The 10,385-nt window shown below is 64.9% G+C and carries 11 protein-coding genes; 5 read left to right on the top strand and 6 right to left on the bottom strand.

The features are described from left to right. The first annotated feature begins 762 nt into the window (after positions 1-762). From M3498_09730 to M3498_09715, 4 genes are all read left to right on the top strand, one after another. Positions 763-1,128 carry a hypothetical protein gene (locus tag M3498_09730; protein ID MDQ3459561.1) on the top strand — a complete coding sequence of 122 codons (366 nt, stop codon included), beginning with the start codon at positions 763-765 and terminating at the stop codon, positions 1,126-1,128. A 106-nt stretch (positions 1,129-1,234) separates the two neighbouring features. After that, positions 1,235-2,023 (top strand): phosphoribosylaminoimidazolesuccinocarboxamide synthase, encoded by a 789-nt coding sequence (locus M3498_09725; GenBank protein MDQ3459560.1) that lies wholly within the window; start codon positions 1,235-1,237, stop codon positions 2,021-2,023. Then, complete coding sequence (gene purS, locus M3498_09720; GenBank protein MDQ3459559.1) at positions 2,016-2,333, top strand: phosphoribosylformylglycinamidine synthase subunit PurS; 318 nt, start codon at positions 2,016-2,018, stop codon at positions 2,331-2,333. Before M3498_09725 ends, purS begins: the two co-directional genes overlap by 8 nt. A 7-nt stretch (positions 2,334-2,340) precedes the next feature. After that, positions 2,341-3,177: a lysophospholipase gene (locus M3498_09715; protein ID MDQ3459558.1), complete on the top strand. Its 837-nt coding sequence runs from the start codon at positions 2,341-2,343 to the stop codon at positions 3,175-3,177. Here the strand turns inward: M3498_09715 and M3498_09710 are convergent. Further along, on the bottom strand, positions 3,174-4,337 hold the full coding sequence (locus M3498_09710; protein ID MDQ3459557.1) for a class I SAM-dependent rRNA methyltransferase: 1,164 nt from the start codon (positions 4,335-4,337) through the stop codon (positions 3,174-3,176). The two genes, M3498_09715 and M3498_09710, sit on opposite strands and share 4 nt — an antisense overlap. 349 nt (positions 4,338-4,686) lie before the next feature. Here M3498_09710 and guaB point away from each other — a divergent pair, with 349 nt between their 5' ends. After that, the gene (gene guaB / locus M3498_09705; GenBank protein ID MDQ3459556.1) at positions 4,687-6,201 is read left to right on the top strand and encodes an IMP dehydrogenase; all 1,515 of its coding nucleotides are present in this window, start codon (positions 4,687-4,689) and stop codon (positions 6,199-6,201) included. Between the two features lie 73 nt (positions 6,202-6,274). On the opposite strand, the gene bshC is transcribed toward guaB, so the two are convergent. The 5 genes from bshC to M3498_09680 all read right to left on the bottom strand — a co-directional run. Then, complete coding sequence (gene bshC, locus M3498_09700) at positions 6,275-7,870, bottom strand: bacillithiol biosynthesis cysteine-adding enzyme BshC (GenBank protein ID MDQ3459555.1); 1,596 nt, start codon at positions 7,868-7,870, stop codon at positions 6,275-6,277. Between the two features lie 260 nt (positions 7,871-8,130). After that, positions 8,131-8,511 (bottom strand): hypothetical protein, encoded by a 381-nt coding sequence (locus tag M3498_09695; GenBank protein MDQ3459554.1) that lies wholly within the window; start codon positions 8,509-8,511, stop codon positions 8,131-8,133. A gap of 306 nt (positions 8,512-8,817) precedes the next feature. Next, positions 8,818-9,075, bottom strand: coding sequence for an RNA-binding S4 domain-containing protein (locus M3498_09690; protein MDQ3459553.1), 258 nt, complete (start codon positions 9,073-9,075; stop codon positions 8,818-8,820). 24 nt (positions 9,076-9,099) lie between these two features. Then, positions 9,100-9,963 (bottom strand): prephenate dehydratase, encoded by an 864-nt coding sequence (pheA, locus tag M3498_09685; GenBank protein ID MDQ3459552.1) that lies wholly within the window; start codon positions 9,961-9,963, stop codon positions 9,100-9,102. A 66-nt stretch (positions 9,964-10,029) separates the two neighbouring features. Then, a partial coding sequence (locus M3498_09680) for a Dynamin family protein (GenBank protein MDQ3459551.1) occupies positions 10,030-10,385 on the bottom strand: 356 nt, incomplete at its 5' end.

The following is a 10,385-nucleotide window of genomic DNA, read 5'->3' as shown; positions in this document are numbered from 1 at the left end:
GATCAAACTCTCCAAATTAGAGCCCTAAGACTCATCAATAGGACTTGTGGCTCCTATTAAACCTTCACTTCTTGTTGTGGAATCAACAGGTTTCTGTCTATAACTGGATTTTCATGGTTCCTGCGCTTGTGGGTGTTTGCCCTCATGCGCGAACACTAACTATACACGATCAAGCCTTGTTATGTCAAGTCCTCTTTGTTTCAATCAAACCAGCGGTTAGACTAAACGTCAAAGAACTCGACTTTCGACTCTTTCATCTATAGCTAGTTTTCATGGTTCTCGCACTCGCCTCGGCCCGGAGGCCTTTCTCGAGCGCGAGTTCCAACTATACACGGCGAGCCTTTGCTATGTCAAGCCCCTTGGTCGATGGTCAGCAATTCGAAATGAACGTTTCATGAGAACCCTAGCCGCCCCTCCCCTTTCCATCCTTCAGACACGCTGCCCACCACGGGCTTTCCTAAAGATGAGGTCGTTCGAAGAAGGCACGATCACGTTGTGACGGAACAGCCGCAAAATTTAGCCTATTAAGTTCGTGCTAGACGAGGCGCTGATGACTCCAAAGAGGTTTGTGTAGAGGCCCGAACTTGCCTCCCCGCCTCTTCAAATGCTTTGGCTTTGAATGCCTCCCTGACATGCTTTCTGGCTTCATTTCGAATTGCTGGAGCCCCTCTGCTTTTCCCTCGAGATCCTGCAGCGGCTGGCAAAGCAAACCTGAAACGGTGGGCACAATCGGCGCACTGCGGCGCCACGTATGCTGGCGTTATGTTCAGGGAGGAACGCGCCTGGGACCGGACGCTCTGGGAGGAGATCAGGGCGGAGTACATGCAAGACGGCCGCGCCGTGACCGGACCCAAGTACGTGCTCGAGGCCGCCGCCGTAGGAAGAGTGGAAAGAATGCTGGTGACGAGGGACGCCAAGATCGCCGGGTTGCGCTGTCGCGACTGCGAGAACCTGAGCGCCGAAGCGGTGGAGGCCTGCCCAATCTGCGATTCCGACTCCGTCTTCAAGGTGGACCTCATCAACGATCTCGTCGAACTCCTCGCCATGAGCGGAGGCGAGACGGAGTTCGTCGATCCGATCCGCGGCCTCACCAAGGCGGGCCACGTGGCGGCGCTGCTCAGGAACTGATGTCTCAACACTGCCTCGACACTGACCGGATCGAGCGGGCGCCACGACCGCAGGGGTTGGAAGCGCTATACTTGCTCTGGTAGGGGCTGGCAAGGCCGCTCTGTAAATGCGCTACACACCAAAGCCTGTAAGCAAGGGCGGTGAGGGAGACGAGGTCGGGGTGGAAGAGGCGAAGGCGGTAAAGCTCGAGCAGCGCTATGAGGGCAAGGCCAAGCGGGTTTTCGCGACCAGCGACGAGGGCGTCTACTGGATCGAGTACAAGGACGACGCTACCGCCTTTAATGCTCAAAAGCGCGGCAGCATCCGAGGCAAGAGCGTCGTCAACAACGCCGTGAGCGCCAGGCTCTTTACGGTAATCGAGGCGAGCGGCGTACCCACCCATTTTCTCGAGAAGCTGAGCGAGCGCGAGCAGCTCGTCAGGGCCGTGACCGTCATCCCGATCGAGGTGATCGTCCGCAACCTGAGCGCGGGCTCCTTTGTCAAGCGTTACGGGGTAGACGAGGGTCTGCCGCTAGACCCTGCCGTGATCGAGTGGTGCTACAAGTCCGATGCCCTGGGCGACCCGCCTATGGCGAGTGACACCGCCGTCGCTCTTGGCTGGGCGACCGCTAGCGAGCTGGCCGAACTGCGCCGCCTGTCGTGCCGGGTCAACGAGGTCCTGTGGTCGTTCTTCGCCAGGCGGAACCTGACCCTGGTGGACTTCAAGCTCGAGTTCGGCCGCACGCGGGGGGGCCGGCTCGTGCTGGCGGACGAGATCAGCCCCGACACCTGCCGCCTTTGGGACCGCGCGAGCGGCGAAAAGATGGACAAGGACCGCTTTCGCCGCGACCTCGGTGGGGTGGAGGAAGCGTACCGGGAGGTCATGCGCCGCGTTCTGGGAGAGGCCTATGCCTGAGTCCAACATGCCTGAGTCCAACATGCCTGAGTCCAGAGTGAAACACTACCGGGCCGAAGTCCGCGTTGTGCTCAAAAGGTCCATCCTCGACCCGCAGGGCAGAGCCGTGGAAAACACGCTGAAGCGCTTGGGGCACGACAATATAGCCGACCTGCGCGTCGGCAAGGTCGTCGTCCTCACCCTGACGGGCGAGCGCGGCGAGGTCGAGAGGCAGCTTCGTGACATGGCAGGCAAGGTCTTGAGCAACCCGGTGATGGAGGACGCGACCTTTACACTCACCGAGATCACGTCTGGCCGGCCTAGGCCTTAGGGCTCAGGTGCGCCACGAGACGGGCTCGCTCAGAACGGCGGACGGGCTGTCGCTCTTTACGGAAGCCTGGACGCCCGAAGCTCCCAAGGCTACGGTGCTGGCTACGGTGCTCATTTTGCACGGCTACGCCGAGCACTCAGGTCGCTACGCGCACGTCGCCGGCTACCTTGCCGGTCGCGGTTTCGCGGTTCACAGCTTCGACTACCGCGGTCACGGCAAGAGCGAGGGGGCGCGGGCCTACCTCGAGCGCTTCGACCTCCTGGTGCAAGACGCGCTCGGCGTGATCGACAGCGTGGCGGACGCTGCCCCTCACGGGCTCGTGCTGCTGGGCCACAGCACCGGAGGCGCCGTTGCCCTCCACTGCGCGTTGAGAAGGCATGACCTTCGCGCTCTGGTCCTGAGCAGTCCCTACCTGCGCAACGCCGTGCCGGTGTCGCCGGCAACGGAAGCCGTTGCCCGCTTCTTGAGCCGGATGGCGCCCAGACTGCCCGTCATCCGCTTGAACAGCAAGGACATCTCACGAGACCCCGAGGTCGTGCGCGCCTACCGGGCGGACACGCTCGTCTACAACAAGAGGGTGCGGGCGAGGGTAGCGGCGGAGCTGAGCGGCGCAGGCAGCTCGCTCGAGGCGAGGCTGGCCGAGCTAAGCTTGCCCCTGCTCGTCATGTGCGGTAGTGAGGACAAGATAGCCGCACTGGCCGGAAGCCGGTTGCTGTACGACAAGGCGGGTGGGGGCGACAAGACGTTTACGGTCTACGACGGCCACTACCATGAGCTCTTCAACGACTACGGCAAGGAAGGGGTCTTAGAGGACATGGCAAGCTGGCTCGAGGCGCGCGTCTAGTCGAGCACCCGGCCGATCGCGAACTTGAGGTAGCGTCCTTCGGGAAAGGTCGCGGGCACCGGATGGTCGGGGGCGTGACCCGCCTCGTGGAGGAGCTGAAAGCGCCGCCCCGCCTCGGCCGCCGCCTCGCCGAGAAGCTTCGTGAAGTCCGCGGGGGACACCTGTGAGGTGCAGCTGGCCGTCGCCAGCAGGCCGCCGGGGGTGACGCAGCGCAAGGCCAGGCTGTTGAGCTTGCGGTAGGCGCGCGCGGCGGCGTGGCGGCTCGCCTTGTTCCGTGCCAGCGAGGGCGGGTCGAGCACCACGATGTCAAAACCCTTGCCCTCACGCGCGTAACCCTCGAGCAGCGTGAATACGTCGGCTGAGACAAAGGCGTGCGCCTCCGGGTCGAAGCCGTTGAGCGCGAAGTTGCGCTTGGCGTCCGCGGTCGCGGCGGGCGCGATGTCCACGCTGGTGACGCGCGCGGCGCCCCCCTTGGCCGCGTAGAGCGAAAAGGCGCCGCTGTAGGAAAAGAGATTCAAGACGGTCTTGCCCTCGCAGAAGCGGCCGAGCGTCAGGCGGTTGTCGCGGTGGTCCAAAAAGAGGCCGGTCTTCTGGCCCTCGTAGAGGTTGGCGATGAGCTTCAGGCCGTTTTCCGTCACCGTGAGCTCGGGCGGCGGGCGCTGGCCCCAGAGCACCTCCAGACCCGCCTCCTTGCGAGTGACGATACCGCTCAGCTTGAGGCCGCGCAGCTTGAGCTGATTCGAGATCGCCCTGACCACCTCCGGGACCAGAATGCTCAGGCTGCGAGCGTAGCTTTGCAAGACGGCGTAACGCGCGTAGCAGTCCACGGTGATTCCGGGCAGGTAATCGCCCTCGCCGTAGAGGAGCCGGTAAGCCGTGGTGTCTTGCCCCGCGAAAAGGCGCTCGCGGAGGTCCAGGGCTTCGCTCACCCGCGCTTCGATCAGGGCCCGGTCGGGCACGTGAACGCGGCTGAAGAGGCGCACGGCAATGGCGCCCTCCGAATCGTAGAGGCCGACGGCGCTGGCCCTGCCCGCCTGCATCCTGACCCAGTCGCCCGACTTCAGGTCATGACCTGGCAAGTGGTTGCGGTAGAGCCAGGGATGGCCCGAGAGGAGAGCGGGCTCGAGGTTCTTGGCCAAGAACAGGGTAGGAAGCGGCATGGTCTTAAGCCTAGCGCAAAGCGGAGGGCTCGAGAATGACTCGAGGAACGTCCCAAGGTTTACCCAAGCAAGGGGCGCTGCCTGGAGCCCGCCCTGGAACCCGTGGAACCCGAACTGTCAAAGTGCGCCGGCCTTTCCTGGCCTGACTGTATCGCGGCTACGGCATAGCCAAGCAGACCTTGCCCGTCCTAGCCCCGCTCCAGACGAGGTCTTCAAAGCTGAAACGAAGACCGGCCCGACGAAGCCACCGCTGGACAAAACGCTCCGAACGGTGCACCGGGCTTATAAACTTGGGTTATAATCGCCGAGACGCGCTCCGGCGCAAGAGAGGTGATGCTGAGGTGATGCTATGGCGACCGATGTGATCGCCCGACCGGTGGCCGAGACCCAAGTCCGGCTTCCAGAAAAATTCAGGGGCGAAGCGCTGACCTTCGACGACGTGCTCCTGGTGCCCGCGCACTCGCGGGTCCTGCCGCGTGACGCGGACACGGGCGCGCGTTTTTCTCGCAATGTCTCACTCCACGTCCCCGTCGTCTCGGCTGCGATGGATACCGTCACCGAGACGCAGATGGCGATCGCCATGGCGCGCCAGGGCGGCATCGGCGTCGTCCACAAGAAGATGAGCATCGCGGCCCAGGCCGAGATGGTTCTCAAGGTGAAGCGCTCCGAAGCCGGCATGATCGTTGATCCCATCACTCTGACCCGCGGCGCCACCTTGGCCCAGGCCGAAAAGATCATGGGCGACTACCGCATCAGCGGCGTGCCTATCGTCGAGGCGAGCGGCCGGCTCGTCGGCATCTTGACCAACCGCGACCTGCGCTTCGAGGACGACTACTCCAAGCGCGTCGACGATCTCATGACCAAAGACGAGCTGGTGACGGTGCCGGTGGGAACGACCCTCGAAGAGGCCCGCGCTATCTTGAAGAATCACAAGGTCGAAAAGCTGCTGGTGGTCGACGAGGGTTTTATCCTGCGCGGTCTCATCACCATCAAGGACATCATGAAAAAGCTCGAGTTCCCCCATGCCGCCAAGGACGAGTTGGGCCGCCTCCGGGTGGCGGCGGCCGTGGGCGTCAGCCAGGATTTGGCGGAGCGGGCGGCGGCACTCGTCAAGGCCGGCGCGGACGCGCTGGTGCTCGACTCCGCCCACGGCCACGCGCAGGGCATCTTAGACGCGCTCGCCTATCTCAAGGGGACCTTTGCCGTGGACGTGGTGGCGGGCAACGTGGCGACCGCCGAGGCGGCGCGCGACCTCATCGACAGGGGCGCCGACGCGGTCAAGGTGGGCGTAGGGCCCGGCTCGATCTGCACCACCCGCGTGGTCACCGGCGTCGGCATGCCGCAGATCACCGCCGTGATGGAGGTCGCCCCGGTCGCACGCGAGGCGGGCGTCCCGCTCATCTCCGACGGCGGCGTCAAGCACACCGGCGACCTGCCCAAGGCGATCGCCGCCGGGGCGGACTGCATCATGGTCGGCTCGATGTTCGCGGGCACCTCGGAGGCGCCCGGCGAGGACATCTTAAGAGACGGCCGCCGCTACAAGGCCTACCGCGGCATGGGCTCTCTTGGCGCGATGGCCGGCGGCAGCGCCGACCGCTACTTTCAGGAGGACGGCAAGAAGCTCGTTCCCGAGGGCATCGAGGGCATGGTGGCCTACAAAGGGCCGGTCGGCGACGTTATATACCAGCTCGTGGGCGGCCTGCGCAGCGCGATGGGCTACTGCGGCACCCCGGACATTCAGGCGCTGCAGGAGCGGGCCCAGTTCGTGAAGATCACCGCCGCCAGCCTGATCGAGTCGCACCCGCACGACGTGACCGTCACCAAGGACGCGCCCAACTATTCGATCTCGAGGCGGGGCGGCTAGCCTCTCCTCCAGCGCCGCGCGCGGCCGCCTCCTCGAGCTCGTAGACAAAGACAGGCAAGGGAGGCCGCTCCTTCTAGAGGTCGAGCACCTGCTCGCCCTCGGGTTCCAGGCTGAGAAGGCGCGCCATCACGTGCCGGACGCCAAACTTCAGAAAGGGGCTGAAGGGACTCAAGACGCGCTCCTGGGGCTGGCCCCCCGGGAGCAGGTGGCGCTCGAGTCGCCCAAGCTGGCGCGAGGTGATCTCGTCCTGCTTGGCGATGGCCGCCGCGGCCTTGCTCCTTAAGCGCTCGACGCCGAGGCGGAGACGTTCGTCGGTGCGCCTGATGCTGCGCTTCAAGGTGGGGTCGACCGCGCCGAGGTGCTCGAGCAGCCCCGCCACAGCCTCGTCCATCTCAGCGAGACAGCGCGTGACGACCTCGCCGTGGCCGTGAAGGTCCAGCAGCACCCTCTGAGAGGAGGCGTCGGGACGGCGCTGAACCTCGTCCACCGTCAGGCCGTACTTGTCGAGGATGCGCCTGATGGGCGGCTCGACCAGCGTCGCCGTCGCCCGCGGCCAGACGAGCGGCATGGCGACCTCGTGCAGAGCGTAGACCTCTCTCAGCTGGGCAAAGTAGCGCAGCTCGCCCGGCCCGACCACCAGCAGGGCCGTGGGCAGAACAGCGTCCTGGGTGATGGGGCGTAGGCCGGCGGCGGGCGTGATGCGGGCCGGCTCGTCCCTGAGCAGCTCGGCCAGTTCGCCTTTGGAATAGCGGCTGGTGTAGCGGCCGCTCGAGGTGTAGAAGCCATCCCCGTCGGCGTGGAGAAGCTCGCGGCGGGGCTGCCCGTCCTTACGCTGCTCGAGGAACAGGTTGGTCGCGCCCGGCGCCCGGCCGAGTTGCGGCGCGTAGCCGAGGGCGCTCAAGCTCTCTCCCGCCGCGTTGATGCGGCGCGAGGACTCGAGCGGCTGCTCCAGTTCCCTCGCCAGCACCTTGCCGAAGAGCGGGGCCACATCGGGCTCCAGCGGGTTGAGAACGACAAGCCCTTGAGACCCCAGGAGGCGGTAGAGGAGCGCGCCGAATACGTCGGCGACCGTGTCAGACAGCGCCGCGGCTTCGCGCAGCAGAGCCAGCACCTCGTCACGGTAGACGGTAGGCGTTCGAGCTTCAAGAAGTTGCGCCTCGAGGCTATCCTGCCACTCGGGCGTGAACGCCACGCGCCCCGAGGGTTGCCCCTCGGGAAAAGGCAAGGACGGCCGCAACAGGCGCTCCTCCACATCGAGAAGGTAAGCATGGTCGATCTCGGCGCTGTCGTGGTCCTGGCTGGCGAGCCAGAAGACGGGCACCACGGGGCGATCCTCCGAGGACAGCCGCTGCGCCAGGCGGACGGCCGTGACGGCCTTGGAAAGGGTATAGATGGGGCCGAGCAGGAGTCCCGGCTGCTGGCCGGTGACCACCGCCCGGCTCCCCGGCTGCTCGAGCCGACCGATGGACGCCACCGCCTCCTCCGGCGCCCCGAGCTTGCGCGCGTAGCGGCCCAGCGCCGAGGCCAGCTCGGGGCGGGGCGAAGCGCGCTGGCGTGCCAGAGCCGCCTGGGTCTCGCTTGGCGCAAGGGAGAAGAAGGAACCGAGCCGGCCCTCCAGATAGGCGTCCAAAAAGCTCACTTTGGGTTTGACCCGGCTGCTTTTTGCCACACGCTAGCCTTGCACGTTTTGCCCAACGCGGCAATAGCGTGCGGACAAAGGCGGTCAAGCTCAGGCTGTTTCCAACGACCCCGGACCGCCCGGCAGACTACCCGGCAAAAAGGAGAAGCCAGCTCCCCAGCCAGCCCCTCCCTCACTCGTCAGCTCAGAGTCTTCTCGAACCGTCCTTCTTCGATAGTCCGAGCGACGAAGCCAAGATGAAGTGTGGTGCCGCCTCGCAGGCGCTCAAGCCGCGAGCTGCAGAAAACAGACTAGCGCTTTTGTAGGTCCAACCTTCCAGAAACGCGCCCTGAGCAGTTGAAGGTTTCATAGCTTCCCGATAGCGTATTGGCCGACCAGGTCGCGGCGACCTGGTAAGGACAAGCAGAAGGGCTTGACGGGTAGAGTTGCATTGTTACAGTTGAGTCACCGATCACAACTCCCTCTAGAGACCCGCTGCTCTCTCCTTCTGCAAAGGCGATCTGCCAAGTGCCGACAAAGCCGTCACCTGACTGAGAGATCGACATGGTTGCCGTGCCGGGGCCTGCTCCACTGACGTTTACGGTGCCGGACCAGTTTCCTGAGAGAGTACGGCCAACACCCCCACACGCCGCCAAAGCGACAACCAATACCAAAGCGATAAGTGATTTCATCCTATCACACCCTTTCTCGAGAACCGACCAAGGCCGTAGGGCTTGCCGATGTCGTGGAGGAGCGCGCCCGTCCAGATGTGGGTCAGCTCCTTTTGGCCGCGGCCCCTCGAGCGCCAGCGACACCGCCTAGCGGGCGACATTGAGCGAAAGGTCGGCCGGTCCTTCAGCGCGAGGGAGAGCTTGACGAGTTCCCCTCGAGCCCGCGCGGTTGACGAAACTTGGTTCTGCCGAACAAGCCTTCTCGACCCAAGCCTCGGCGTCCAGACATGTTAGCAGGCGGAGCCGAGCCTGTGGCCCGAGAAGTCTTCAGGGCTTGTCTGAAAGCTCGAGCTCGAAGCTCTCGCCGCCCGTCTCGATCACGTCGCCGGGGCTCAGTTTGCGCTTGCGGCGCGTCTCCACCGCGCCGTTCACCTTGACCTGCCCACTCTGGATGAGCCTTTTGGCCTGGCCGCCGGTCGCGGCCAGGCCCGCCAGCTTGAGGGCGTCGCCTAGGCTGATGGTGTCGGGGCTGATGGTGTCGGCCTGGTCGTCTGTAGGATCTGGCGCGCTGTCGGCGTCTCTCATGGCTCCAGTCTAGACCATGCTCCGCTAGTCCTCGAGCACGGACGGCGCGGCGGGGTAGGAGCCCAGAAACTTGACCATGGCGGCCTTGCGCATGAGCCCGGAGAAGGCCGACCGGACCTGGTCGTCTTCGATATGCCCTTCGATGTCGATGTAGAAGAGGTAGCTCCAGGGCTTGTCGAGCCGCGGGCGCGATTCGATCTTGGTCATGTTGATGCCGTGCTTGGGAAACTCCTCCAAGCAGGCGACCAGGTCGCCCGGCCGGTGGCGGGTGGCGAGCACCAGGCTGGTCTTCTGCCTGCCCTCGCCCCTCAGCGCCTCCTCCGCGCCGAGGATGAAAAAGCGGGTGTAGTTGAAGTCCTTGTCCTCGATGTTCTCGGCGAGGATGTCCAAGCGGTAGATCTCGGCGGCGCGCCTGCTGGCGATGGCCGCCTTGCCCTCACTGCGTGAAGCCTCGCCACCACCGCCGTTTTCTGAGAGCAGCTTGGCGGCGCCCGCGGTGTCGAAGTCGGTGACCGCCTCGAAGCCGTGCTTGAGCAAGAAGGCCTTGCACTGCTCCAGAGCCTGCGGGTGGCTGTAGACGCGCCGGATGTCCGCAAAGCCCACGCCCGGTTTGACGAGCAGGTTGTGGTGGACCCGCACGACCTGCTCGCCGACGACGTGCAGGGGCGAGTCGGTCAGCAGGTCGTAGGTCTGGTTTATAGAGCCCGCCAGGGAGTTCTCGACGGGCAGGCAGGCGTAACGGCAGTCACCGTCCAAGGCCGCGGCGAAGGCCTGACGAAAGGAGCTGAAGCCGACGGCCTCGGCCTGAGGGGAGAACTGCAGGCTGGCCTGCTCGCTAAAGGCGCCGGGGACGCCCTGGTAGGCGATGCGGGGGTGGGCCTTGGTCACGCCAGGGAGTCTATCACTGCACGGGCTCCGGCCTTGTGCCCCGCGCTCGGCGTGGCGGTGGCGCCTCTAGGCCAGACTCTCGATCTCCGCCCTGAGCCTCTGCAGGCTGTCGCTCACGCTCGAGAACTCCTGTTGCAGGCCCTCGAGCCTTTCCAGCTCGCTCCTCACGAAGCGGGTATAGGGGGTGATGGCGACGCTCAGCCGGTCCATCGAGCGTTCCATCTCGGTCTCGAACTCCTCGCGCAGGCTGCCGTCCAGGCGGTCGCGCAGCTCCTGCATGCGCAGGTGCAACTCACGCTTGGCCTTTTGGCGGCGGTTGGGCAAGATGAACAGGCCCAGGCCGGCCAAGGTGAGGCCGGCCATGATGCCGGTGATGTCGAAGGCCAGACCCGACACGAAGGCCACCACCGCCGCGCCGATGC

The sequence above is a fragment of the Deinococcota bacterium genome (genome assembly GCA_030858465.1).
In the GTDB taxonomy this organism is placed as follows: domain Bacteria; phylum Deinococcota; class Deinococci; order Deinococcales; family Trueperaceae; genus JALZLY01.
This window is presented reverse-complemented; position numbering and strand designations above follow the sequence as displayed.

Excerpts from the sequence above, each read along its gene's own strand:
- M3498_09730 (MDQ3459561.1), top strand. The coding sequence starts at position 763 with ATGTTCAGGGAGGAACGCGCCTGGGACCGGACGCTCTGGGAGGAGATC.
- M3498_09725 (MDQ3459560.1), top strand. The coding sequence starts at position 1,235 with ATGCGCTACACACCAAAGCCTGTAAGCAAGGGCGGTGAGGGAGACGAG.
- purS (MDQ3459559.1), top strand. The coding sequence starts at position 2,016 with ATGCCTGAGTCCAACATGCCTGAGTCCAACATGCCTGAGTCCAGAGTG.
- M3498_09710 (MDQ3459557.1), bottom strand. The coding sequence starts at position 4,337 with ATGCCGCTTCCTACCCTGTTCTTGGCCAAGAACCTCGAGCCCGCTCTC.
- guaB (MDQ3459556.1), top strand. The coding sequence starts at position 4,687 with ATGGCGACCGATGTGATCGCCCGACCGGTGGCCGAGACCCAAGTCCGG.
- M3498_09695 (MDQ3459554.1), bottom strand. The coding sequence starts at position 8,511 with ATGAAATCACTTATCGCTTTGGTATTGGTTGTCGCTTTGGCGGCGTGT.
- M3498_09690 (MDQ3459553.1), bottom strand. The coding sequence starts at position 9,075 with ATGAGAGACGCCGACAGCGCGCCAGATCCTACAGACGACCAGGCCGAC.